Here is a 23,445-nt window from a genome sequence, read left to right as displayed (position 1 = left end):
GCAATATGCTTCGCGCATGGGTATCGTCTCCTCCGGATTCCTGGGGCGTCGCAGAAACGACGACCCGCGCGTTCCGCCCGGCCAGTACGCCACGGACGGATTCCCGGTGCTGTCGGCCGGTCCGACGCCACGCATCTCGAAAGAGGACTGGGCGTTCACGATCACCACCGAGACCGGCGACGTCCGCCGCTGGAGCTGGGCCGAGTTCCAAGCCCTCCCACAGGAGGACGTCAGCACGGACATCCACTGCGTCACCAGCTGGTCGAAGCTGGGGACGTCATGGCGGGGCGTCGCCCTCGACACCCTGTTCGCGGAGGTGGACACCGCCTTCGAGTACACGATGGCGCACTCCTACGGCGGATACACCACGAACGTCCCCCTCGCCGACCTGCTCGACGGCAAAGCGTGGATCGCGCACAGCTTCGACGGGGAGGACCTCGCTCCCGAGCACGGGGGTCCCGCGCGTCTGCTCGTGCCCCACCTGTACTTCTGGAAGAGCGCCAAGTGGGTCAGCGGACTGCAGATGCTGCCGCAGGACCAGCCCGGATTCTGGGAGCAGAACGGGTACAACATGTACGGCGACCCGTGGAAAGAGCAGCGCTACTGGTGAGCACCGTCTGGCGCGTGGCCGACGTCGTCGATGCGCGGCCCGAGACGCCCTCGGCCCGCACCATCCGCCTGCGCATCCCCGGTCTCCACGGACATCTCGCCGGACAGCACGTGGATGTGCGGCTGACGGCCCCCGACGGCTACCAGGCCGTCCGCTCCTACTCGATCGCGTCGGCGACCGGCGCGAACGGCGTCGCGGAGGACGAGCTCGAGCTCACCGTGGAGGAGCTCCCCGACGGCGAGGTCTCCCCCTACCTCGTGCGCGGTCTGATGGTCGGAGAGCAGCTGGAGGTGCGCGGCCCGGTCGGGGGATGGTTCGTCTGGCGCGCCACCGATACCGGCCCGGTGCAGCTCATCGCCGGCGGCTCCGGCGTCGTGCCGCTCATGTCGATGGCACGGGCGCACGCCGCCGCCGCAAGCACGGCACCGTTCCGCCTGCTCTACTCGATCCGCACGCCGGAGTCGGGCTTCTATCGTGACGAGCTCGGACGGCTTGGCCACGACGCGGCAGCACCGCTCACTGTCGACTACGTCTACACCCGCGCTGCGCCGGCCGGAGCGGCGACACCGCCCGGGCGTCTGACGGCGGAAGCGCTGGCCGCAGCCGTCGTTCCCGCGGCCGAAACACCCACCTTCTACGTGTGCGGAGCGACACCGTTCGTCGAGACCGTCTCAGGCTGGCTGGTGGACGCCGGACACGCGCCCGAGCGCATCCGGACCGAGCGCTACGGCGGCATCGGAGGTGCATCATGACCGACCAGGACGACCCGGCCGAGCCCGGCTACCTCGACGGCAATGCCGCCGCAGGGCTCCTCTCCGAACTCTTCGCCGTCGACGTCACAGCGGCCCGCGGCCGCTGCGCGCACTGCGGCGACGAGAACGTCGTCGCCGCCGGCCGTCTCTATCTGCATGGCACGGGAATGGTGCTGCGGTGCGCGCTCTGCGGCGAGGTTCTCGCACAGGCGACCGAGCTGGAGGACTCCGTGTGCCTCGACCTCCGGGGCCTCGCGTGGCTTCGAGTGCCGATCTGACCAGGACGCCCGCGCCCGCCGTCGGTGCCGCTCCTACGACCCCAGGTACGACCCCGACATCGAGTAGCCGCCGTCCGGCTTCATCGACGGCACCGGTTCGTCGAACGACGGGTTGGCTTTGCCCGGCAGGCTCGCGGGCACCACCCACGCCCGCGCCGCGGCGACGATCGCGACGACGCACGCGGCGACCAGCACGACGCCGACGGCGACGAGCGCCCACCCGACCGGGTCGCCGACCGTGAGGAGGACGACACCGTACGGCCCCGCCAGCCAGGCGCTCACACCGCTGACGATCGCCCCGGCGACCAGGAGCACGACCCGTGTACGGCGGCGACGCGCCCGCTCCAGCTTCTCCATCAGCACGCTCACGGTGCACCCCCTTTTCGGCACCCTAGCATCCGGGCGCCGGCGCAGGCAGTGCCCGTCCAGCAGGGCACCGTAGAATTCTCCGGTGCCATCCACGACCCCTTCCTCCGACTCCCCCGCCGGCATCGACCCGGCCGAGCTGGCGATCACCCTCCGCGTGCTCGGGAGCCTTCACGCGTTCGACCGGGAGCACCCCGACTTCGTCGCCGTGCGCCAGGCGACCGGTCACATGTTCAAGGCCGTCAAGCAGGCGCGTCGGCGGGAGCTGCGGGATGCGGTCGCCGAGGCCGACCGCGCGGTGGTCGCCGCGACCGCCACCGGAGCGCCGGATCGCATCGACGACGAGACACGCGGGCGCGAGCTGACGTCGAGCTCCACCGGCACCACCTCCGCCGGGACGCTGCTCAAGCCGCGCGCCTGCTACATCTGCAAGCAGGACTACACCGAGGTGGACTGGTTCTACCACCAGCTCTGCCCCTCCTGCGCCGCGTTCAGCCACACCAAGCGCAACGCCCGCACCGATCTGCGGGGCAAGCGCGCCCTCCTGACCGGCGGCCGCGCGAAGATCGGCATGCACATCGCCCTGCGCCTGCTGCGCGACGGTGCGCACCTGACCATCACGACACGGTTCCCCCGCGATGCGGTGCGCCGCTTCTCGCAGCTGCCCGACTCCGCCGAGTGGCTGCACCGCCTCCGCGTCGTCGGGATCGACCTGCGGGACCCGTCGCAGGTGATCGCGCTGGCCGACTCGGTCGCCGCGCACGGTCCCCTCGACATCCTCATCAACAACGCCGCCCAGACCGTGCGCCGGTCCCCGGGCTCGTACTCGTTGCTGGCCGAGGCGGAGTCCCAGCCCCTCCCCGACGGTCCGCTGCCCGAGATGGAGACCTTCGGCCACACCGCCGACCCTCATCCGCAGGCACTGGAGGCGTCGGTGGCCGCCCATCCGCTGCTGTCGAGCGCCACGATCGCCGGCACGGTCGCGCAGCTCGCCGGCCCGGGCGCGCTCACGGCGGACGATCTCGCGGCGCTCGCGATGGCGCCGGGCTCGTCGTCGCTCGCCAAGCACGCCGACGGCACCGCGATCGACGCGGGCGGGCTCGTCCCCGACGTCAAGCGCGTCAACAGCTGGACGCAGGCGATCGGCGACGTCGACCCGCTGGAGCTTCTGGAGGTCCAGCTCTGCAACACGACCGCGCCGTTCATCCTGATCGACCGGCTGCGCCCGTCCATGGCCGCCGTCGAGGCGGGCCGCGCCTACGTCGTCAACGTCTCCGCGATGGAGGGCGTGTTCGGCCGCCGCTACAAGGGTCCCGGCCATCCGCACACCAATATGGCGAAGGCCGCTCTGAACATGCTCACGCGCACGAGCGCCGGCGAGATGTTCGAGACCGACAACATCCTGATGACCAGTGTCGACACGGGCTGGATCACCGACGAGCGCCCGCACTACACGAAGGTGCGGCTCGCCGAGGAGGGTTTCCACGCCCCGCTCGACCTCGTCGACGGCGCCGCGCGCGTGTACGACCCGATCGTCCGCGGCGAAGCCGGCGAAGATGTCTACGGTGTGTTTCTCAAGGACTACCGCGCGTCGGCGTGGTGAGCGAACTACGCTAAGCCCGTAGGCCCACCACGAGGAGCGACGATGTCGACCACACCGGAGGACGGCGCGCCGGCGCCCGTCCCTCTGCCCGGCCAGGCTCGGCCGGGCGGGAACGCCCCGCAGAAGGCGGGCCGGTTCCGCCATTGGCTGCTGTCGGGCCTCATCGACGAGCGCGGCACCCAGCAGGGTCCGCACGGGCGCAACCCCGAGCGCACGCACTCCTGGTGGCAGGTCATGTGCCTCACCGGCGTCGACTACTTCTCGACACTCGGCTACCAGCCCGCCATCGCCGCCCTCGCGGCCGGGCTGATCTCGCCGTTCGCGACCCTCGTGCTCGTCGCGCTGACGCTGCTCGGAGCGCTCCCGGTCTACCGCCGGGTCGCGCGCGAGAGCTTCCGCGGCTCGGGGTCGATCGCGATGCTGGAGCGGCTGCTGCCCTGGTGGGCCGGCAAGCTGTTCGTGCTCGTCCTGCTCGGCTTCGCCGCGACCGACTTCATGATCACCATCACGCTGTCCGCGGCCGATGCCTCCGCGCACGCCATCGAGAACCCGTTCGCGCCCGACTGGTTCCACGGGCAGAACGTGATCATCACCCTGGTGCTGCTCGCGCTGCTGGGAGCCGTCTTCCTCCGCGGATTCCGGGAGGCCATCGGCATCGCAGTCATCCTCGTCGCGGTCTATCTCGCCCTGAACGTCATCGTGGTCGGCACCTCCATCGTCGAGGTGTTCCAGCATCCGACCGCGATCGACGACTGGTGGGGCATGCTGTTCCGGCAGAACGGCAACCCGCTCATCATCGTCGGAGTGGCACTGCTGGTCTTCCCGAAGCTCGCGCTGGGTCTCTCCGGCTTCGAGACCGGCGTCGCGGTCATGCCGCAGATCACGGGCCGCCCGGACGACGACCCCAGCCACCCGGCCGGCCGCATCCGCGGAGCTCACCGGCTCCTGACCACCGCCGCCCTCATCATGAGCGCGTTCCTGATCACGTCGAGTTTCACCACCACGCTGCTCATCCCGCAGAAGGAGTTCCAGCCCGGCGGCTCCGCGAACGGCCGCGCGCTCGCCTACCTCGCGCACGAATACCTGGGCAACGTGTTCGGCACGGTCTACGACATCAGCACCATCCTCATCCTCTGGTTCGCCGGTGCCTCCGCCATGGCCGGCCTGCTCAACCTCGTGCCGCGCTACCTGCCCCGGTACGGGATGGCGCCGCAGTGGGCCCGCGCCGTGCGGCCCCTCGTCCTGGTCTTCACCGCGATCGCGTTCCTCATCACGCTCGTCTTCCAGGCGAGCGTGGACGCCCAGGGCGGCGCCTACGCGACGGGCGTGCTCGTGCTCATCACCTCGGCCTCTCTGGCGGTGGCCCTCTCCGCCCGACGCAAGAAGCAGCCGCGCCGCTTCGTGCTGTTCGGCATCATCACCGCGATCTTCATCTACACGACCGTCGTCAATGTGATCGAGCGCCCCGACGGCATCCGCATCGCCCTGCTGTTCATCCTGGGCATCCTGGTCGTCTCGATCGTCTCCCGCATCGGGCGCTCCTTCGAACTGCGCGCCACCTCGGTGACGCTCGACGTCTCCGCCCTCGACTTCGTGCTGGAGGATGCCGAGGAGGGCGAGATCCGCATCATCTCGCACGAGCCCGACGTCGACACCACGAAGGAGTACGCCGAGAAGAACAAGGACGAGCGCAAGTTCAGCCACATCCCGCAGCGCGCGCGGACCATCTTCCTCGAGGTGCTCCGCTCCGACTCCTCCGACTTCGAGGAGGACCTCGTCGTCCACGGGGTCATCAAGCACGGCTACCGTGTTCTCCAGGTCAGGAGCGGCAACGTCCCGAACACCATCGCCGCCGTCCTGCTCGAGATCCGCGACATCACCGGAGTGGTCCCGACGATCTACTTCGAGTGGACGGAGGGCAACCCGATCTCGAACATGTTCCGCTTCCTCATCACCGGTGTCGGCGAGGTCGCCCCGGTGACCAGGGAGGTGCTCCGGGAAGCCGAGAAGGACGTGAAACGCCGACCGGCCGTCCACGTCTCCTGATCGGCCCCGCGCTGTGGGACCATGACCGCATGGACGGACACGCGTTCTTCGAGGCCATCGGCGTCGCCTTCGAGTTCGTCGGCGTCGTGGCGATGGCCCTGGGCTTCGTGGTGGCGGTGGCGATCTCCCTCGTCGCCTGGCGGCGCAGCCGGAGCGGTACCGTCGGGTTCCGCACCCTGCGCGAGACGTTCGGCGGCGTCATCCTCCTCGGCCTCGAGATCCTGGTCGCCGCCGATCTGGTGAAGACCGTGACCTCCAGTCCGACCCTCACCGATGCGATCGTGCTCGGCATCATCGTGCTCATCCGCACCATCCTGAGCTTCTCGCTGCAAGTCGAGATCGATGGCGTCGCCCCGTGGAAGCGAGCGCTGGTCACCGGGCCGCAGGTGCTGGCGCGGGCGGCGCAGAAGGCGGGCGAGACCCCGGGGGCGTGACGCCGATCCGGCGACGACGGGATCTCAGCGGTTGTGGGGTACGCCCACGCCCAGTGGATGAGGCCCCAGCAGGAACCAGACGATCGGTCCGGCGAGAGGGAACGCGATGACCGCAGCGATCCAGATGATCCGTTCCATGCGGCTGAGTTGCTCCGTTTTGACGATCCGCATCACCGCATAGGCAAGGGCAGCGAGGTAGAACGCACCGGCCAGACCGGCGAAGATCAGACCCACGATTTCCATCTCGGCTCCTTCGACGAGTGATGTCTACACGCTAGCAGTAGATACTGTGTGTTGCGAAGTTAATACTTCAGATGGGATGGCCGAAGGGTATCGACACCTCGTCGAATACTTCGCTCGCTTGACGATCAAAGGAGATAGGTCATGCATTTTCCCACCTACCGTCGCATCGCGGCCACCGGATCCGCGGTCCTCGCCGGGACCGCACTCGCGCTCGGCTCTGGCATTCCGGCCAATGCCTGGACACCGGCTGCATCCGACGAACTCGTGACCCCCGGCGAGTCGCGATCATTCGAGGGTCCGGACGGTAATTCGACCGTCCTCTCCCTCGGCGAACCGGTCATCGTGACCGCGGAGGATATCGCGCATGATTCCGGCCTCAGCCCCCTCGCCAAAGCCGAACTGACCGCCGCAGCAGCGTACGCCGGCGTCTCATCCAACCATTGGAGCCAGTTCGTCACGGGGGCGGCGTACACACGGACTCAGAACGGCACGTTCTACTACAACGGTTCGCGTGTCTGGGTCAGTGAGAGCTACGCGGGATATCGCGGCTCGCACGCCTGCTTCACCAACGACGTTGTCTGGCCGTGGTCCATCTCCAACGTCGCCAAGAGCGAGTGGGGGCGGAACGAGCAGTCGGTCGATGAACTGCACCTGGAACGTCGGTCAGCCCGGGTATCTGACGACAAGCTGGGGAATGACGGCGACCGTCTATTCGAACGGCACGATCTCCGGTTCCGGAGCCAGTCGCGGATAGCCGCCTTCCCGCCTTCGGGCCTGCTCGTCCACCAGAACGATCGGGCCCGAAGGCGTCGATCATCGACCCGTCAGCACCCCCGCAACCAATTCCCCCACCGAGCGCACTCCCGCCAGCCCCAGCGTGATGTCCAGCTCGGCCACCACGTTGCGCAGCAGCTCCCGGACGCCCTCCTCCCCCGCCAGCGCGAGCGCGTAGACGTACGGGCGGCCGATGGCGACGGCGCGGGCTCCGAGGGCGAGGGCGATGACCGCGTCGGCTCCGCCGCGCACGCCGCTGTCGAAGAGGACCGGGAGCCTCCCGTCGACCGCGTCCACCACCGCGGGCAGGGCGTCGAGCGCGGCGACCTCCCCGTCGAGCTGGCGGCCGCCGTGGTTCGAGACCTGCACGGCGTCGACGCCCGCGTCCACCGCCCGGCGGGCGTCGTCGGGGTGCAGCACACCCTTGAGCACGATCGGGAGGCGGGTGCGCTCGCGCAGGAAGGTCAGGTCGTCCCAGGTCAGCGACGGGTCGGCGAACACGTCGAGGAAGGTCTCGACCGCAGCGAGCGGCTCGGGCGAGCGGAGGTTGCGGCGCGTCCCGCCGGGGTGATGGCGCAGGATGCTCGCGAAGGAGGCGATGGCGGCCGGGGTCACCCGGGGGCGGGCGCGCGAGGGTCCGCCGGCGACCCGTTCCGCGACGAGACGCCGGAACACGGGGTCGCTGGTGTACTGCGCGATGCCGAGGCCCCGGCTGAACGGGAGGTAGCCGAGGTCGAGGTCGCGCGGGCGCCAGCCGAGCACGTGGGTGTCGAGGGTGACCACGATGGCCTCGCACCCGCTGCGCTCGGCCCGCTCCACCAGGCTGGCGACGAGGTCACGGGAGGAGCTCCAGTACAGCTGGAACCAGCGGGACTCGCCGGGGCGCACCGCGTCCATCGCCGCGGCCACCCCCTCCATCGGCGTCGAGGCCTGGGTGGAGAGCACGGCCGGGATGCCGACGGAGGCCGCCGCCCGTGCCGCGAGCGCGTCGCCACCGCGCCGGGCCAGCTCCAGCACGCCGATCGGCGCCAGCAGCAGCGGGGTGGGGCGGCGCACGCCGAACAGGTAGACGCCGAGGTCGCGCTCGGCCACGTCGCGCAGCACGCGCGGCACGATCCGCCGCGCCCGGAAGGCCTCGAGGTTGGCCCGCGCGGTGCGCTCGGCGCCCGCAGAGCCGGCGACGTACGCGAACGCCGCGCGCGACATCCTCCGCTCCGCCGCCCGTTCCAGGGCGATCGGTCCGACCGGGATGCGCGGGCGCGTGCCGCTCACTCCGGCGCGATAGATTTCGGACTGGGCGTCGCGGCCCGCACTGGCTGCCATGCCGCCATTCTGCTCTACCGTGTGTTGGACGGTGCTTGGGTCCAGGCGTTGATCCGACGGAGTCCGTCCGCCGAGACCCTGACCTCGACACGATCGCGAAACTGAACGTTCCACGTCGGGATCGGGTCGCTGAGGATCACCGACTGATCCACTCATTCACGCGCTCATACGGCCCCGTGGACGTGGAAGACGCCATGGAAACGTCAGTAGCTGACATGTTCGCGACTCTCACCTCCTCTCGCCTGTCCGGCGTGTCGGTCAGGACGTCGAACGTGCACGACTCGCACCCCACACTCTGCCGACACATCGACCTCCAACGTCACGTTGTCAGGACCGTCGCCGACGAGAACCACTTCGAGCGCACCAACAGCACAGGCTCATCCCAGCCACGGCTGCCATCGTCCACGCCAAAAGTGAACTCGCACCATTCGCCAATCGTCCGGTAGGTGTCGGCCGCGATTTCGAGGCTGGTGCCGTCCATGAGCTGCACCCGCCACCTCGGAATCGGATCCCTGACAATCCACGGCTCAGACGTGGATGGCGGCCGCTCGTACGGGCCGCGTTCCTCGGTCGAGAACAGTCTTGCGGCATCCCTGGCCGCGATACTCGCGACCCAGAACTCCTCGAGTCTCTCCGGAGACCTCCTCACGCTTCGGAACACTCGTGGATCTGCCTCAAGATCAACGCCGTCCGCGATGACGAAGAGGACGGCCCCTCCCGGCGTATGAATCTCCCATCCGCCCCATTCGAAGGGCGCCCGCAGCCGATTCTGGGAATGCGTCAACGGCCCGTCACCCTCCTCGCGATCCGCGCCGCTGGCGGGTTCGCCGGTTTGCGCACGTGCCGCACTCCCTCAGCGTCGGGGTAGCGCCGTAGCTCTCGACAGCCGTTGCGGCGTCTCAGGATACAGACGCTGCGGTTCTCTGCGTCATCGGTCATGCGCTTGCTCCCCGTACTTCCACGATTCGGCAGCGAACTCGTAGCAGCCTTCGTCTGCGATGTGATCAGGTAGCGCGTCGGATTCGGATGCCAGGACCTTTTCGTCGCCCGATCCCGGATCAGATCTGAGATCCACCGCGAGTCCTCGATTTCTGCCAGTCTCTCGCAACCCTGGGTTTGGAGCGGCGCACGGGTATCTGTAGACCGGAAAATACCACGCAGACGACTCGACGGTCGTCTGCTGCGAGCGGGAGGGGCGAGCTTGTTTCGGCTCGCGTTTACCGCTCCCATGGATTCGTCGGCATCGTTGATTGTTCTGCCAGGGCCGACCACCATCCGCAGAGGATCACCCCTCACCTGCTGCAATGGCGACGTACTCCCAGATCGGCGAGTCGTCCAACGGCTTACGCTTGATTCCGGCATAGCCAAGCCCCGCGATGAAACGGTCAGGGTCGACGCTATATCGAGGATCATCAAAGCCCGCGATGACCGGCTTCTGGTAGGAGACGTGCCGCTTCCCTCCCTCCTGCATCTTCCAGAACCGGGCCGGATTCTTCGCGATTATCAGGTCTCCGACAAACAACCCCGAGTCAAAGACTAAGGAATACCAGTCTCCCAGGAGACGTCCCGGCCGCACGGGATCCTCTTCCACATGTTCATAGAGCCACCGCCCCCACCTGTCGGTCGACTCTCGATGACCGTCGAGCACCACACCGTTGCGTGCCGCAAACGCCTTCAAGTAGTCGAGTCTCTCAGGCTTCTTCTCCATCACATCCGCGTACGCGACCCGAGCATCTCGCCGCGACATGTTCTCTGGCGGTCCCAGCACCGGCGGCTCGTACAGCGAGTAGTCTCCCCAGTTGATCAATGACCCACCCTCCAGTTGATTCCCGCCGCGTTCAAGGCCCGCTGGACACTAGCAGTTGGCCCAATCTTGCCAGTCGCATCGCTTCGACCGAACTCCCACGTCACGCTAGCGAGTTGCTTCGTCCGCGAGGGCGCCGCATCCTTGGCGATTTGCAGGCCCAGGCTCCCCCTGTTGCTCACAGATCGATAAACTCCGGCGGAATGGCTTCGCAGATCCACACGTGGTTCTCACGATGATCAAACCTAACCCCGGCTCGAAATGCGCTCGCCGCCTTCACGGTCAGAACTACGACATCGGCGCCGTGCCTCCTGGCCACACGTGATGCCGTCTCCTTCTCCGGAGATAGGTGAACATGCTGCCTCTGCATCGGTCGCAAGCCCTCCGCGCGAATCGCGGCCAGATTTCGCCGCTGAGTGCCGCGAAACAGGAGATTCGGAGGTTCATCCCCAGCAAGCTCTGACGCGTAACGACCGAGTGCCCGTAGCGCGCACGAATCTGATCGTCCCGAATCTCATGACGCTGCTGAGGTGCCTCGGCGACAATGCGACGGATGCGTTCCTCAGTCACGTCGCCAACGCCGTGGTTGGCGAGGGCCCGTACGAGGTCGTGAACGGACACCCAGCCATCGCGACTCACAGCAAGCCCGTACGCCTCGGGCGCGTGACGTAAAGCATAACTGATCGCCCTGCTGATCTCTCCATCAGTGACCATGAGATTGCTCCTGATATTGCCACGTCTCAGCAGCGAACTCGTAGCAGCCCTCTTCCGCGACATAGATCAGGAAGTGGGACAGGTCGAGGTGGGCGACATTCCGCTCCCGCCGGTCTCGGATGAGTTCCGAAATCCAGATGGAGTTCTCTACCTCGACGAGTTTGTTGTACGCCTGACTCTGAAACGGCAGACAGAGCGGCTCGACCGTGTACTTGTACGCACGGACCCAGTCGAACGATAAAACGGCATCGACACCGAGTCCATCGCGCTGGAGTGGTACGCGCAACTCCATCCTGCCGCGCCCGCTGAGCCAAGACTCGCCATCGACCTCTTCGGGACCGTAGGGCAGCTCAAAAAGGAACCGGTGCGCAGGTTCGGGCGCGGCACGCTTTGACATCCCTATTCTCCTCCTCTCGCTCCCCTCAGAAGACCACGGGAGTAAACATCGTCGGTCCCCCGACCGTCGAGCTTATTGTTCGAAAGCCGGCCGTCTAGTCGCGATTCCGAATCCGGGTCGCCTGTCATGTTCCGAATCGTCCACTCCTGTGGAGATATCCCGGCCCTCATCAACGCCTGTGCACTTCGCGTGTTCACGATCAATGCACGATCTCGCACTACCACATCGATCGGGACGTCGTTCGGAGAGATCAGACATGCCCTACCGGCGCTTGCGGCCCCGACCGGACCGCGCCGAGGCCGAACCGCCGGCACGCTTCGCCCCGGGTTGCCGGGCGGTCGACCGCTTCGGTGCCGTCTGCTTGGCGGCGGCCGCCTGCTGCTCGGCGACCTCGGGGTTGCGGGAGCTGTGCGCGGTGCGTCCGCGCACGATCCCGATGAACTCGTCGACGAGGGGATGCTGTCCCTCGCGCGGCCAGGTCAGGGCCACGGCGCTCTCGTCGCCGTCCTCCAGGCGCACCGCGACGACGTCTTTGCGGCGCAAGGACTTCGCGATCGATGCCGGCCAGAGCGCGATGCCCTCCCCCTCCGCGATCCGGCGCATGGCGGCCTCCGACGGCTCGCCGTCGATCCGCGGCTCCCCGTCGAGGTCCGCGCGGTGGAGCTTCTCCTCCAGGGTGAGGAGGTGTTCGTGGTGCATGACCAGCACGACGTCCTCCGCGTACAGCGGGATGAGGTGCCGATCGTCGTCCGCTTCTGCGTCGCGGACGAACGCCATGTCGGCGTCACCCGCGGCCAGGGCGGCCAGCGGGTCGGCGCTGGGGGCGACGACGAGCTCGGCCTCCGGGTGCCGCCGCTCGAACTCGCGCGTCCATTTGCCGACGTTGACGCCCCGCGGGAAGGCCAGGGCGAATCGGGAGGTCATCCTCCGAGGGTACCGAACGGTACCCTGGAACCCATGAGTGCCGAGAAGCGACCCCAGACCATGAAGGCGGCCACCGCCGCCAAGAAGCTCGGCATCTACCTGCCCGCCGCGCCCGCCGAATTCCGCGACCGCGACATCAGCCGCACCGAGTTCGACGCGCTGAACGCCGAACCTCCGAAGTGGCTGCGCACGCTGCGCGCCGACGGGCCGCACCCGCGCGACGAGGTCGCCCGCAAGCTCGGCGTCTCCAACTCGGGCCTCGCCCGTGCCGGCGTCGACGAGGCACTCACCACCGCGGAGATCAAGGCGCTGCTGGCCGATCCGCCGGAGTGGCTGGTCGCCGAGCGCGCCACCCAGGCCGCGGTGCGTGCCGAGAACGCGCGCGTGAAGGCGCGCGACGCCGAGCGCGCCGCCCGCCGCGCCGACGGCTGACCCGCAGGGACACGAGGCGGTCGGGCGCGCTCAGTCCGCCGACGCACCGATGAGGGAGAGCAGCGCCTGCGCGTACGCCGTGGCCGGGTCGTCGTGCTCGAACATCCGCTCGACGCCGGACAGGAGGATCGTCACCCGGTAGCCGTCCGCGGTGCGCGCCAGATGACGGAACGACCCGCCCAGCAGCTCCCGCAGCTGATCCTCCCGGGGGATCCAGAGCGCATCCTCCACGGCGAGGGAGTCGAGCGCCCACTCGGTGGTGCCGTTGAAGCCGAGGATGGTGCCGGTGTCGAAGTGGTGCGGCTCGATCGTCATCTCGCTGACGGTGAAGCGCTCGCCGCCCATCCCGGGCCGGTCGATGGCGAAGGTGTCGCCGGACTGCGGCTGCCAGCGCAGCCCCGCCTGACGCAGCAGACGGGCGGTGTCGTCGTCGATCATCCCGGCGCTCAATCCGTGACCACGACGATCTTGCCGCGCAGGTGGCCGCCTTCGAGGCGGCCGTACGCCTCGCCGGTCCGCTCGATCGGGAAGATCGAGTCGATCGGCAGCACGACTTCGTTCTCGGCCAGGAGGTCGGCGATCTCGGAGAGCTCGGCATTTCCCGCGGCGGCCCCGCCGACGTTCGCCGCGCCGTGCGCCGCCGGGCCGAAGACCGCGATGGAGTTGATGCGCTCGATCGGGACGCCGAGCTCCAGAGCGGCTTCGATGGTGCCGCCGCCATGGTTGTCGAGCGCCGCCGTGACACGCTCACCGTCGAGGAGCTCGCGCACACGGTCGGCCAGCCCGTCCCCGTACGACACCGGGATGACGCCGAGCGTCTCGAGGAACTCGTGGTTCCCCTCCCCCGCCGTGCCGACGACGGTGGCGCCGCAGCGGATCGCCAGCTGCGCGGCCAGGACTCCGACGCCTCCCGCCGCCGCACTGACCAGCACGGTGTCGTGCTCGCCGAGGTTCAGGGAGGCCGTACTCGCCATCGCGGTGCGCCCCACGACGCCGAGCGCCCCGGCCACCTCGAACGTCAGCGCATCGGGCTTGGGCACGACCTGGCCGTCTTCGGCGACCACGACGAAATCGGCGACCGCGGCGAAGGGCGCCGTTCCCAGCACCGCCTCACCCGGCGCGAACCGGGTCACGCCGTCGCCGACCTCTTCGACGAAGCCCGCGAAGTCCTGGCCGATGCCGCTCGGGAGGGTGACCCCCATCCGTCCGGCCGTCCGCTCGTCGCGGTAGGCCTTGTAGTCCATCGGGTTGAGCCCCGCCGCCATCACCCGCACGAGCAGCTGCCCAGGGCCGGGCCAGGGCCGCTCCCGGTCCACCACCTGCAGGTAGTCGCGGGAGCCGAACTCCTCGAACTGGACGAATCTGGGCATGCGGCATCCCTTCCTTCCGGTCGAGGCATCCCCGTGCGCGGGATGCGCTCGTAGGACGGAGCCTAGACCCGCCGCCTCGGAGCCAGTAATGGATCGCGGCGCTCGGGAGCCGGGCCGGGTCAGCCGAAGAGCAGCGCGGCCTCTTCGTAGCGCGCGTCGGGAACGGTCTTCAGGCCGCCGGTCGCGTCCGCGATCGACACGTTGACGACGTCCGTGCCGCGCAGCGAAACCATGGAGCCCCAGCGGCCCTCGTAGACCGCGTCGACCGCGGCCATCCCGAGCCGGGTGGCGAGCACGCGGTCGTAGGCGCTCGGGACGCCGCCGCGCTGCATGTGGCCCAGCACCGTGGCGCGCGACTCGATGCCGGTGCGCTCCTCGATCATCGGGGCGAGCATCTCGCCGATGCCGCCGAGTCGCGGCCGGTTGAACGCGTCCAGGCCCTTGTGCGAGTGGGCCTCCTCCATCGTGTCGAGGTGGAAGCCCTCCGAGACGACGATGACGGGCGCGCGGCCGCGATCGCGGACCGACTCGACCCACTCGACGACCTGCTCGATGGACTGCGGCTGCTCCGGGATGAGGATGGCGTGCGCACCGCCGGCCATGCCGGAGTGCAGGGCGATCCAGCCCACGTGGCGGCCCATGACCTCCACCACCATGCAGCGCTGGTGGGACTCGGCGGTGGTGCGGAGGCGGTCGATGGCCTCGGTGGCGATCTCGACCGCCGTGTCGAAGCCGAACGAGTAGTCCGTCGCCGCGAGGTCGTTGTCGATCGTCTTCGGCACGCCGACGATCTTGAGGCCGGCGTCGGTGAGGCGACGGGCCGCCGTCAGGGTGCCCTCGCCGCCGATCGCGATGATCGCGTCGATGCCGTTCTCGTCCATCATCCGCTGGATGTTCTCCGGGCCGCCCTGCTCGCCCTCGAACGGGTTCGTGCGGCTGGAGCCGAGGATGGTCCCGCCCTGACGGGAGAGGCCGCGGACGCTGTGGCGGTCGAGCGGCATGATGTCGCCCTCGACGACACCGCGCCAGCCGTAGCGGAAGCCGGCGAACTCCGAGCCGTGCACGCGGTCGCCCTTCAGGACCGCGCCGCGGATGACCGCGTTCAGCCCGGGACAGTCGCCGCCGCTGGTGAGGATGCCGATCTTCATGGTGCTCCGTCTCTCGCCGTTTCAGTTACGCCCCTACGCATCATGCCCGACCTCCCGCCCACAGCACAAAAGCGCCCTTTACAGCGGGTGGGCGGTGGGGTATCCACGCGCACGTGGACCGCTCGGTCCACGGTCGCACCCCTGGAGCGGGCCTGCGGGACGGGGCGTCAGAGCGAGAGCACGTGCTGCAGCTTGGAGCCGCTGGCCGACGGACGCGCTCCGGCCTCCAGCAGACGCTGCTCCACCCCGTCGAGGAGTGCGGTGCGGCCGGACTTCGTATCGGGGGCACCGCTCAGGAGCTCGACCTCCCATTCGCGCCACTCGTCGCGTCCGCCGCTGCGCAGGTTCTCGCCGCGCACGTGGTCGTCGCACAGCTCGGCCAGGTCGAATCCGGCGGCATCCCGCAGCACCGTCGTCACCCGCGTGTTGACGATGCGCGCGATCGGGAGCAGCGTCGCGTCTCCCAGCGCGTCGGCGATCGCGTCCCGCAGGGCTTGCGGCTCGCGCTCCCCGTCGCCCAGGGGCCAGTGCAGCTCGACGCGCCCCTCATCGCCGGGCGCGAGCTTGACGTGCCAGCCCTCGTCGGAGCCCCCGCGTCGCGCGCGCACCGCGATCCGCTGGTGGGCGAGCGCCAGGTCGGCGGTGTCGTAGTAGGTGGCGACGAGTTCCGCGGTCTCCGGCTCGGACGCGACCGCGACGGCACCGACACCGACGAGCTGGGGAGGGACGGTGTCCTCCCGCACGTCGTACTTGCGCTCGATCTCGACCTGGCTCCGGTGCTCCATGCCCTACTGTCTAGTCCACTTCGGCCGTGTCGCGAAATCACAAGACCCGGGCGCCTCCCCGTGCCTACGCTCGGGGCATGGACACCACGCACACGATCACCGCCCGCTTCGAGGTCACCGGCTGGGAGCCGGAGCCGCTCGCCGGGCTCGAGGGCGACTGGGTGGGCGCCGTCGTCATGCGCAAGCGCTACACGGACGGGCTCGTCGGCGAGTCCGTCGCCCATTTCGTCTCCTCCGGCACCGAGGAGGGCGGGCGCGGCTACCTCGCCGTCGAACGCATCACCGGAGAGCTGACCGACGGCCGCAGCGGCTCGTTCACCGTGCACCACGGGGCGCTCCAGCACCCCGACGATCCGTCCACGTTCGGCTGGATCGTCCCGGGCACCGGCACGGGGGACTTCGCCGGTCTCGCGGGTGGCGCCCGCATCGTGCACGACGAGGCGGGACCGTCGTTCGTGTTCTCGCTCACGACATGACGGCCCCTCGACCCCGAACGGGGCGAGAGGTACCCTCGGTGTCATGAGCGACCGGCGCGACGAGGAACAGGACGACTTCCGGGAGTCCCAGGAGGGCGACTACGAGCCCGAGCCTGTGCTCCACGACGCCGACGACGTGCCCGTGGAAGACGACGACGCGGACGACCGCATCGTCCCCGACGACGACCGCCCGGTGTCCCTCGACCCCGACGACGCCGGGATCGCCTGAGCGGAGCGCTCTCATTCGTGCCGAATGTCGCGAAAGCGTGACGCTTTCGCGACATTCGGCACGAATGTTCGGCGCCTAGCCCAGGGCCTCCGTGAGGAGATGGATGAGCGCGTCCAGTTGCACCGAGTCCGCCGAACCGACCTCGACGTCGCTGCCGTCGAGGGCACGCGCAGCGAGGCCCTGCTTGGCGTCGATCAGCTCGGCGATCTTCGAGTCGATCGTCTGCGCGGCGATGATGCGCCACGCGGTGACGGGCTCCTCCTGGCCGATGCGGTGCACCCGGTCGATCGCCTGGGTCTGCTCGGCCGCCGTCCAGGACAGCTCGGCGAGGACGACGTTCGACGCGGCCTGGAGGTTGAGGCCGACACCCGCTGCGGTGAGCGAGCAGACTGCGACCGAGACGTCCGGGTCGTTGTTGAACGCGTCGATCTCCTTCTGCCGGGCCAGAGCGCTCTGGTCGCCCCGGATGGAAATCGTCTTCAGCTCGCGGGCTGCGAACGCCTCCTCCGCCTGGTCCATCACGTCGATGTGCTTGGCGAAGAAGACGACCTTGCCGACCGAGCGCGCGAGCTGCGCGGTGTAGTCCGCGGCGAGGCCCGCCTTCGCCTGACCGATCTTGCGGACCATGGTGAAGACGTTGTCCCCGGTCTTGGCCGACTTGGACTCCTCCAGCTCCGACTGGGCGACCAGGCGGATGAGGTGCTCGCGGTGCGCCTCGTCGTCGCCGTCGAAGCTGTCGGGGCGGCCCGCGGCGGCGGCGCGATAGAACCGCGCGACGAGCCGGTCGGCGAGCTCCTTCTCCGCCTGGCGGATCGAGCGGCCGAGATCTCCGTCGAGCTCGACGGGCAGATCGACCACGCGCCGGCTGGGGAGGTCGGCTGCGACGTCGAGCTTGCGTCGGCGCACGATGCCCATATCGATGACGGCTTCGCGGGCGGCGGCGTAAAAGCCGAACTCGGCCGGAGTGAGCCCGGTCTCCTCCAGGTGCTCCATCAGCTCCGCCGTCGGCTTGGAGCCGTCGATCCAGCCGAGCAGTTGCCAGATGGCGCGGAAGTCGTCGATGTCGTTGATGAGCGGCGTGCCCGTGAGGGCGAGCAGAAGGGGGTTCGGGGTGTTCGACCGGATGGCGTCGGCCAGGCCGAGCACGAGACGGGAGCGCTGCGAGTGCAGGTTCTTGATGAAGTGCGCCTCGTCGACGACCATGCCCTTGAATCCGAGGGTGCTGAGCCAGGAGAGGTGGCGGTCGAGGACCTCGTAGTTGACGATGACGACGTCGGCGAATGCGTCGAGTCCCTCACCGTCGCCGTGGATGACGGTGGCGCGGCGTTGCGGGGTCCAGCGCTCCACCTCGCGGGCCCAGTTCATCTTGACGACGTTCGGGACGACGGCGAGGAGCGGGTAGGCGCCGGCGACGGAGGCGGCGAGCACGGACTGCGCCGTCTTGCCCAGGCCGGGTTCGTCTGCGAGGAGGAAGCTGCGGTGGCCCTGGCGGACGCTCTCGACGAATCGGGCCTGATGGTGCATGAGCTCGAGCCCGGGGGGCGAGTAGCGGTCGATGGCGGGTGCGGGCGGAAGCTCCATGCTGGCGGCCTGACCGCCGGCGCCGTACTCGAACGACTTGAAGAGGGGGCCGAGGAGCTCCCACGAGTCGAGGCGGCGGCGCGGGGTCGGCTGGGCCGGGGTGAGCCGCGAGAGATCGGGCGCGAGGAACGGATTCGACAATTGGCGCGCCTTCACCGACTGCGGCACGACCTGCTTCTCCGCCAGCTCGGGCGGAATGACGCTGTCGGTCTTGGCGACCGGGCGCTCGATGGTGATGATCAGGTCGTCGGGGCTGAGCTCCGTGCCGGATTCGAGCAGCCAGTCGCGGCGCATCTTCTGCGCCGTCGCGGTCGGCGGGGACTCGCTCTCCAGCAGCGAGATGAGGGAGGTGTCCCGGGCGGCGGTCTTGGCCAGGATGGTCGCGATGCCGTCCAGTCGCTTCAGCTGCTCGGCGCGGGCGGCGTCGCTCAGCTCCTGGTCGGCCTTGGCCCGGGCGCGCTCCTCGCGCATCAGGAAGGCGATGACCTGGAACTTGGTGCGGTTGGTCGGGCCGAGCTTCTTGCCGTCGGACGCCTTCGCCTCGACCTCGCGCACCTTGCGGGCGAGGACGGGGATGAGGCCGTCGTTGTTGGCATGCCGGGGCCGCCGCTGCGGGGTGCGCGTCGAGTTCGAGCGCTGGCCGGACGTCCGCTGACCGGAACGAGACATGGTCCTCCATGTGGGTGCGCCGCGCGCTGTCCGAGAGCGCGGAGCCATAGGCGTGAGGGCCGGCGCGATGTCCGGCCGGAGGACCGAGCGGCCCCGACCGGGCGTCGGTGACGCCGGCAGCGCGGCGGACGAATCGCCGCGCGCGACCATTTTACCGGATGCGCGGCGGTTCAGCGACGAGTGTCGGCCGGGATCTTGATGAGGACCGCGGCGCACACCAGGAAGACGGACGCGACGACGTGGAGCGCGCGCAGCACGGTCCCGTCGATGGCGAGCGGCCAGACCGGGTTCCAGACGACGGCGATCGGTACGAGACCCACCAGCCACCACCACTGCTTGGCCTGCCCCGCGAACACGCACATGATGAGCGCGAGGATCGCGACGGCGTACTGCACGTAGAGGTACCACGCACCGCCGATGAGTGCGAGGCCGGCGAGCAGGACGATCGCGGCGATGATCCCGGGCGCCAGGGCCGCCCGGTTGACGGTGGGCTGCTGCGGGGTGCGGGAGGTGGACATCCCCACCACCCTAGCGGCACCCGCCCCGTCCGAGACGAGACCTTCTCGGGGGGCGGGTGCAGCCGGACACGGCGGTCGTCGTCAGAGCGCTCCCCTGCGGAACAGGAAGGCGCACGGCGGGGCGTCGGACCCCACACGGACGATCACCGAGGACGTGCGGGCCTGGTCGAGGAACTCGTCCAGGCCGAGGCGCTCCATCGGGACACGACGGAGCTCGGCATCGGAGGCGATGCCGTTGACAGCGAAGGCGACGTCGGGGACGTCATAGGGCTCGCCTGCCAGGTCGAGGAAGGCGATCGGTGACGGGTGGGTGTTGTCGAGCGGGAACACACTGAGGATCGCCTCGGCGGCGGCCTCTGTGGTGGTGTCGTCCTCGAGGTGGACGACGGGCGTGTTGATGGCGTTCTCTGGATAGCCGCTGCCGACGAGGGTAAGCGTCTCGCCGTCTTTCATCGAGTCCAGGGCGCTCAAGAGCGCACCGGACAGCAGCGGGCTGAGGTTCTTCAGCAAAGTCGGGCCTTTCCTGCAAAACGAATATTTCTCAACCCCTGCAGATGAGGATAGAACAAGTAGTATGTCCTCCCCTACCCCCCATTAAGGGGATGCTCCCCCGACGCGCCGCCGAGCATCCGGAATGCGCGGATACGCACCTGCTAATGATCCGCTGTGCGCTCCCACCCTCAGAACCGTCGGAGTCGCAGGCTGTTGAGGACGACGAACACGCTCGAGAACGCCATGGCGGCTCCGGCGATCATCGGGTCGAGGAGCCCCAGTGCGGCGATCGGCAGGGCCGCCACGTTGTACGCGAACGCCCAGAAGAGATTGCCGCGGATCACGGCGAGCATGCGCCGCGAGAGACGCAGGGCGTCCCCGACCAGCGCCGGCTCGGGCCGCAGCAGGGTCAAGTCGGCCGCCTCCCGCGCGATGTCCGAGCCTCCGCCCATCGCGATGCCGAGGTCCGCCGTCGCCAGCGCGGCCGCGTCGTTCACGCCGTCGCCGACCATCGCCACCGTCCGCCCCTCGCCCTGAAGCCGCACGATCTCGGCGGCCTTGCCTTCGGGGTCGACGCCTCCGACCGCACGAAGGACACCCAGGGAACCGACGGTGGCGCGCACCGTCGTCTCATGGTCGCCGCTCAGCACGACCGACTCGGCGCCGAGAGCGCGCACGCGCTCGATCGCCTCGGAGGCGTCCGGGCGCAACGGATCGCTCAGCGCGATCACCCCCGCCGCCTCCCCGTCGATCGCGACGACGACCGCCGTGGCTCCCCGCCCCCGGATCTCGTCGACGGCGCTCGCGAGCACCTCGGCGAGACCGCCGGACGCGCGCGCGACCACGACCTCCCGCCCGTCCACCACGGCAGCGACGCCGAAGCCGGCGATGGCACGGAATCCGGCGACGACCGCGTCGGAGGGCGCCGCCTCCGCGATCGCCCTGCCCAGCGGATGCTCCGAACCGCGCTCGGCCGCCGCGGCGAGTCGCAGGAGGTCGTCGACCCGCACACCGGGCACGGCGACCGTCCCCGTGATGGCCATCCGACCCGTCGTGAGCGTCCCGGTCTTGTCGAACACGACCGTGTCGATGCGTCCGGCGCGCTCGAGCGCGTCGGGACCGGAGATCAGGATGCCGCGCTGCGCCGCCCCTCCCGTGCCGACGAGCAGCGCCGTGGGCGTCGCAAGGCCGAGGGCGCAGGGGCAGGCGACGATGAGCACCGCGACGGCCGGCGACACGGCGGCGGCGGGGTCGCCCGCGAGCAGCCACCAGACGGCGAAGGTCGCGAGCGCGAGCCCGATCACCACGGGCACGAAGATCGCGGAGACACGGTCGGCCAGCCGCTGCGCGCGGGTCTTCCCGAGTTGGGCCTGTTCGACCAGCGACGCCAGCCGGGCGACCCGCGTGTCGGCTCCGACCCGTTCGGCACCGACCACGAGCGTCCCGCCCGCGGCCACCGTCCCCGCCGTCACGTCATCGCCCGCGGAGACCTCCACGGGCGCGGACTCGCCGGTCATGGCCGACGCGTCGACCGCGGCGGCCCCCTCGACGACGCGGCCGTCGGCCGCGATCCGCTCCCCCGGCCGCACCACGAAACGGTCGCCGACCGCCAGCAGAGCGACCGGGATGCGCCGCTCGCGCCCCGACTCGTCGAGCCGGGACACCTCGCGCGCCGACGCCTGAGCCAGCTCGCGCAGAGCCTTCCCCGCCCGGCGGCGCGACCGGGCCTCGGCGAGTCGCCCGAGGAGGAGGAACGTCGTGACGACCGCGGCGACCTCGAAGTAGACGTGGCCGCCCATCCCGAGCAGGAGCACGACCAGGGACCAGACGAAGGCGGTCAGGGTCCCGAGCGAGACGAGCGTGTCCATCGTGGTCGAGCCGTGCCGGAGGGTGACCGCGGCCGAGCGGTGGAACGGCCAGCCGCCCCAGAGCACGACCGGCGCCGCGAGCACGAGCGAGACCCACTCCCAGCCGGCGAAGTGCAGCGGCTCCACCATCGCGATCAGCACGATCGGGACGCTCAGCACGGCGCTCGCGATGGCCCGCGGGACCAGCCGCCGGGAGTCCCTGTCGTTGCCCCTCGTCTCTTCTGCGTCGAGGCCGCTGCCGCCCGCGTGCTCCTCGCGGTCGTCGTGCAGCACGCGCGCGCCGTATCCCGCCTTCTCCACCTCCGCCACGAGCGCGGCCGCGTCGAGCGTCGCGGGCACCAGCGCACTGGCGCGCTCGGTGGCGAGGTTGACCGTCGCCGTCACGCCGTCGACGCGGCCGAGCCGCTTCTCGACACGGGCCACGCAGCTCGCGCAGGTCATGCCCTCGATGGCGAGGTCGACGCGCACGAGTCCCTCGACCCCGGTCGTCGTCGCGCCGGTCACAGCAGAGGGAGGCGGTCGGGGCGTCCGAGCGTGTAGCCGGCCTCCTCGACGGCCGCGCGCACGGCGTCGCCGGCGAGCGGTGCGGCGTGGGCGACGGTGGCTGTCCCCCCGGCGACGTCCACATCCACGCGTTCGACCCCGCCGAGCGCGGAGAGTTCGTCGCTGACGGCCCGCGCGCAGTGGTCGCAGGTCATGCCGAGGATGTCGTAGGTCGTTTCCATGCCTCCACCGTAGCACATACCCCATAGGGGTATATGGGATGCGCGGTATCCTGGAGAAGTGATCGCCGACATCAAGAAACGAGCCCTCCACCGCACGCGCATCCTCGAGGGACAGCTGCGCGGGCTGGAGAAGATGATCGAGAACGAGGACTACTGCGTCGACATCATCACGCAGTCGCTCGCCATCCAGAAGTCCCTCGGATCGCTCAACAAGCTCCTGGTCGAGAACCACCTGCGCACCCACGTCTCCGAGATGTTCGAGGAGGGCGGCAGCCAGCGCGACGACGCGATCCTGGAGCTGCTCAAGGTCTACGAGCTCTCCAACAACCGGGGCTGAGATGAGCGACCCCATCGAGATCGTCCGTGGCGACATCACCGATCAGGCCGTGGACGCCGTCGTCAACGCCGCCAACAGCTCGCTCCTGGGCGGAGGAGGCGTCGACGGCGCCATCCACCGCCGTGGCGGCCCCGCTATCCTCGCGGCCTGCCGCGAACTGCGGGCGACGACGCTCCCCGACGGGCTCCCGACCGGCCAGGCTGTCGCGACGACCGCCGGCGAACTCCCCGCGCGCTGGGTGATCCACACGGTCGGGCCGGTCTGGTCCGCGACGGAGGACCGCACGTCGCTGCTGCAGAACGCCTACCGGTCGTCCCTGCGGGCCGCCCGTGAGCTCGGCGCCACGACCGTCGCGTTCCCCGCGGTGTCGGCCGGGGTCTACGGCTGGCCGATGGACGACGCGGCCCGGATCGCGGTCAGCACCGTGCGCGCCGTGCTCTCGTCCGGTGTCGGCTCCGTCGAGCTCGTGCGCTTCGTGTTGTTCGGCGACGACGCCCTCGCCGCCTTCCGAGCGGCGGCCGGCGAGTGAGCGCCGCCGAGGGGGCAC

General features: G+C 69.6%; 28 protein-coding genes and 1 pseudogene. 11 read left to right on the top strand and 18 right to left on the bottom strand.

Going from position 1 to position 23,445, the window contains the following annotated elements; translation table 11 throughout:
• Nucleotides 1–16: 16 nt before the first annotated feature.
• The 3 genes from LLS1_RS18560 to LLS1_RS18550 are packed head-to-tail and all read left to right on the top strand — an operon-like array spanning nucleotide 17 to nucleotide 1,640.
• Nucleotides 17–610, top strand: coding sequence for a sulfite oxidase-like oxidoreductase (locus LLS1_RS18560; RefSeq protein WP_226657871.1), 594 nt, complete (start codon nucleotides 17–19; stop codon nucleotides 608–610).
• Nucleotides 607–1,362, top strand: a complete 756-nt coding sequence (locus tag LLS1_RS18555) for an FAD-binding oxidoreductase (protein ID WP_226657869.1) — start codon at nucleotides 607–609, stop codon at nucleotides 1,360–1,362. Before LLS1_RS18560 ends, LLS1_RS18555 begins: the two co-directional genes overlap by 4 nt.
• The gene (locus LLS1_RS18550; RefSeq protein ID WP_226657868.1) at nucleotides 1,359–1,640 is read left to right on the top strand and encodes a DUF6510 family protein; all 282 of its coding nucleotides are present in this window, start codon (nucleotides 1,359–1,361) and stop codon (nucleotides 1,638–1,640) included. Before LLS1_RS18555 ends, LLS1_RS18550 begins: the two co-directional genes overlap by 4 nt.
• Nucleotides 1,641–1,673: 33 nt before the next feature.
• Here the strand turns inward: LLS1_RS18550 and LLS1_RS18545 are convergent, their stop codons facing one another.
• Complete coding sequence (locus tag LLS1_RS18545; RefSeq protein WP_226657867.1) at nucleotides 1,674–2,009, bottom strand: hypothetical protein; 336 nt, start codon at nucleotides 2,007–2,009, stop codon at nucleotides 1,674–1,676.
• An 82-nt stretch (nucleotides 2,010–2,091) separates the two neighbouring features.
• Between LLS1_RS18545 and LLS1_RS18540 the strand changes: the two genes are divergently transcribed.
• The 3 genes from LLS1_RS18540 to LLS1_RS18530 are packed head-to-tail and all read left to right on the top strand — an operon-like array spanning nucleotide 2,092 to nucleotide 6,089.
• Complete coding sequence (locus tag LLS1_RS18540; protein WP_226657866.1) at nucleotides 2,092–3,609, top strand: SDR family NAD(P)-dependent oxidoreductase; 1,518 nt, start codon at nucleotides 2,092–2,094, stop codon at nucleotides 3,607–3,609.
• 42 nt (nucleotides 3,610–3,651) lie between these two features.
• Entirely contained in the window at nucleotides 3,652–5,655 is a 2,004-nt protein-coding gene (locus LLS1_RS18535) for an amino acid transporter (RefSeq protein ID WP_223360383.1), read from the top strand.
• 29 nt (nucleotides 5,656–5,684) lie between these two features.
• The gene (locus LLS1_RS18530; RefSeq protein ID WP_223360382.1) at nucleotides 5,685–6,089 is read left to right on the top strand and encodes a DUF1622 domain-containing protein; all 405 of its coding nucleotides are present in this window, start codon (nucleotides 5,685–5,687) and stop codon (nucleotides 6,087–6,089) included.
• A gap of 24 nt (nucleotides 6,090–6,113) precedes the next feature.
• On the opposite strand, the gene LLS1_RS18525 is transcribed toward LLS1_RS18530, so the two are convergent.
• The 8 genes and pseudogenes from LLS1_RS18525 to LLS1_RS18495 all read right to left on the bottom strand — a co-directional run bounded on the left by LLS1_RS18525 (nucleotide 6,114) and on the right by LLS1_RS18495 (nucleotide 12,268).
• On the bottom strand, nucleotides 6,114–6,332 hold the full coding sequence (locus tag LLS1_RS18525; RefSeq protein ID WP_226657859.1) for a PLDc N-terminal domain-containing protein: 219 nt from the start codon (nucleotides 6,330–6,332) through the stop codon (nucleotides 6,114–6,116).
• Nucleotides 6,333–7,145: 813 nt separating this feature from the next.
• Nucleotides 7,146–8,429 (bottom strand): alpha-hydroxy-acid oxidizing protein, encoded by a 1,284-nt coding sequence (locus LLS1_RS18520; RefSeq protein ID WP_226657857.1) that lies wholly within the window; start codon nucleotides 8,427–8,429, stop codon nucleotides 7,146–7,148.
• A gap of 319 nt (nucleotides 8,430–8,748) precedes the next feature.
• The gene (locus tag LLS1_RS18515) at nucleotides 8,749–9,213 is read right to left on the bottom strand and encodes a hypothetical protein (protein ID WP_226657855.1); all 465 of its coding nucleotides are present in this window, start codon (nucleotides 9,211–9,213) and stop codon (nucleotides 8,749–8,751) included.
• Between the two features lie 501 nt (nucleotides 9,214–9,714).
• Nucleotides 9,715–10,236: a hypothetical protein gene (locus LLS1_RS18510; protein WP_226657853.1), complete on the bottom strand. Its 522-nt coding sequence runs from the start codon at nucleotides 10,234–10,236 to the stop codon at nucleotides 9,715–9,717.
• Between the two features lie 175 nt (nucleotides 10,237–10,411).
• Nucleotides 10,412–10,627, bottom strand: coding sequence for an RNA 2'-phosphotransferase (locus LLS1_RS19565; RefSeq protein WP_374758290.1), 216 nt, complete (start codon nucleotides 10,625–10,627; stop codon nucleotides 10,412–10,414).
• A 131-nt stretch (nucleotides 10,628–10,758) separates the two neighbouring features.
• A pseudogene (locus tag LLS1_RS19560) lies at nucleotides 10,759–10,947 on the bottom strand (RNA 2'-phosphotransferase); the annotation flags it as partial.
• Nucleotides 10,937–11,344 (bottom strand): hypothetical protein, encoded by a 408-nt coding sequence (locus LLS1_RS18500; RefSeq protein ID WP_226657851.1) that lies wholly within the window; start codon nucleotides 11,342–11,344, stop codon nucleotides 10,937–10,939. The gene LLS1_RS18500 and the pseudogene LLS1_RS19560, both read right to left, overlap by 11 nt.
• A gap of 261 nt (nucleotides 11,345–11,605) precedes the next feature.
• On the bottom strand, nucleotides 11,606–12,268 hold the full coding sequence (locus tag LLS1_RS18495; RefSeq protein ID WP_226657849.1) for a LysR substrate-binding domain-containing protein: 663 nt from the start codon (nucleotides 12,266–12,268) through the stop codon (nucleotides 11,606–11,608).
• Nucleotides 12,269–12,301: 33 nt separating this feature from the next.
• On the opposite strand from LLS1_RS18495, the gene LLS1_RS18490 reads away from it, so the two are divergent.
• Nucleotides 12,302–12,700 carry a DUF5997 family protein gene (locus tag LLS1_RS18490; protein WP_226657847.1) on the top strand — a complete coding sequence of 133 codons (399 nt, stop codon included), beginning with the start codon at nucleotides 12,302–12,304 and terminating at the stop codon, nucleotides 12,698–12,700.
• A gap of 30 nt (nucleotides 12,701–12,730) precedes the next feature.
• Here LLS1_RS18490 and LLS1_RS18485 read toward each other — a convergent pair whose 3' ends face one another.
• From LLS1_RS18485 to LLS1_RS18470, 4 genes are all read right to left on the bottom strand, one after another.
• Complete coding sequence (locus LLS1_RS18485; protein WP_223360372.1) at nucleotides 12,731–13,138, bottom strand: hypothetical protein; 408 nt, start codon at nucleotides 13,136–13,138, stop codon at nucleotides 12,731–12,733.
• Nucleotides 13,139–13,146: 8 nt separating this feature from the next.
• Nucleotides 13,147–14,070: an NADP-dependent oxidoreductase gene (locus LLS1_RS18480; RefSeq protein WP_226657845.1), complete on the bottom strand. Its 924-nt coding sequence runs from the start codon at nucleotides 14,068–14,070 to the stop codon at nucleotides 13,147–13,149.
• Nucleotides 14,071–14,189: 119 nt separating this feature from the next.
• A complete protein-coding gene (locus tag LLS1_RS18475; RefSeq protein ID WP_223360370.1) occupies nucleotides 14,190–15,218 on the bottom strand; it encodes a 6-phosphofructokinase in 1,029 nt (342 codons plus the stop codon).
• A 167-nt stretch (nucleotides 15,219–15,385) separates the two neighbouring features.
• Nucleotides 15,386–16,003, bottom strand: coding sequence for a CYTH domain-containing protein (locus LLS1_RS18470; RefSeq protein WP_226657843.1), 618 nt, complete (start codon nucleotides 16,001–16,003; stop codon nucleotides 15,386–15,388).
• Between the two features lie 77 nt (nucleotides 16,004–16,080).
• On the opposite strand from LLS1_RS18470, the gene LLS1_RS18465 reads away from it, so the two are divergent.
• Both LLS1_RS18465 and LLS1_RS18460 read left to right on the top strand, forming a co-directional pair.
• Nucleotides 16,081–16,479, top strand: a complete 399-nt coding sequence (locus LLS1_RS18465; protein WP_226657841.1) for a DUF3224 domain-containing protein — start codon at nucleotides 16,081–16,083, stop codon at nucleotides 16,477–16,479.
• 43 nt (nucleotides 16,480–16,522) lie between these two features.
• Nucleotides 16,523–16,708 (top strand): hypothetical protein, encoded by a 186-nt coding sequence (locus tag LLS1_RS18460; protein ID WP_226657839.1) that lies wholly within the window; start codon nucleotides 16,523–16,525, stop codon nucleotides 16,706–16,708.
• Nucleotides 16,709–16,783: 75 nt separating this feature from the next.
• Here the strand turns inward: LLS1_RS18460 and LLS1_RS18455 are convergent, their stop codons facing one another.
• The 5 genes from LLS1_RS18455 to LLS1_RS18435 all read right to left on the bottom strand — a co-directional run bounded on the left by LLS1_RS18455 (nucleotide 16,784) and on the right by LLS1_RS18435 (nucleotide 22,561).
• Complete coding sequence (locus LLS1_RS18455) at nucleotides 16,784–18,958, bottom strand: DEAD/DEAH box helicase (RefSeq protein ID WP_226657837.1); 2,175 nt, start codon at nucleotides 18,956–18,958, stop codon at nucleotides 16,784–16,786.
• 170 nt (nucleotides 18,959–19,128) lie between these two features.
• Nucleotides 19,129–19,476 carry a DUF6804 family protein gene (locus tag LLS1_RS18450; RefSeq protein ID WP_226657835.1) on the bottom strand — a complete coding sequence of 116 codons (348 nt, stop codon included), beginning with the start codon at nucleotides 19,474–19,476 and terminating at the stop codon, nucleotides 19,129–19,131.
• A gap of 81 nt (nucleotides 19,477–19,557) precedes the next feature.
• Nucleotides 19,558–19,986, bottom strand: a complete 429-nt coding sequence (locus LLS1_RS18445; protein ID WP_226657833.1) for an RbsD/FucU domain-containing protein — start codon at nucleotides 19,984–19,986, stop codon at nucleotides 19,558–19,560.
• A gap of 170 nt (nucleotides 19,987–20,156) precedes the next feature.
• Entirely contained in the window at nucleotides 20,157–22,340 is a 2,184-nt protein-coding gene (locus LLS1_RS18440; protein WP_264186957.1) for a cation-translocating P-type ATPase, read from the bottom strand.
• Nucleotides 22,337–22,561, bottom strand: coding sequence for a heavy-metal-associated domain-containing protein (locus tag LLS1_RS18435; protein ID WP_226657832.1), 225 nt, complete (start codon nucleotides 22,559–22,561; stop codon nucleotides 22,337–22,339). The genes LLS1_RS18440 and LLS1_RS18435 overlap by 4 nt, the downstream gene beginning before the upstream one ends.
• 58 nt (nucleotides 22,562–22,619) lie before the next feature.
• On the opposite strand from LLS1_RS18435, the gene LLS1_RS18430 reads away from it, so the two are divergent.
• Together LLS1_RS18430 and LLS1_RS18425 are read left to right on the top strand one after the other, a co-directional pair.
• Nucleotides 22,620–22,898, top strand: coding sequence for a metal-sensitive transcriptional regulator (locus LLS1_RS18430; protein ID WP_021764665.1), 279 nt, complete (start codon nucleotides 22,620–22,622; stop codon nucleotides 22,896–22,898).
• Between the two features lies 1 nt (nucleotide 22,899).
• Complete coding sequence (locus LLS1_RS18425) at nucleotides 22,900–23,427, top strand: O-acetyl-ADP-ribose deacetylase (RefSeq protein WP_223360362.1); 528 nt, start codon at nucleotides 22,900–22,902, stop codon at nucleotides 23,425–23,427.
• Nucleotides 23,428–23,445 lie beyond the last annotated feature (18 nt).

Source organism: Leifsonia sp. LS1, from assembly GCF_020521355.1.
Classification (GTDB): domain Bacteria; phylum Actinomycetota; class Actinomycetes; order Actinomycetales; family Microbacteriaceae; genus Leifsonia.
Note: the sequence above shows the minus strand (reverse complement) of the source record. Positions and strands in the feature narration are given on the sequence as shown.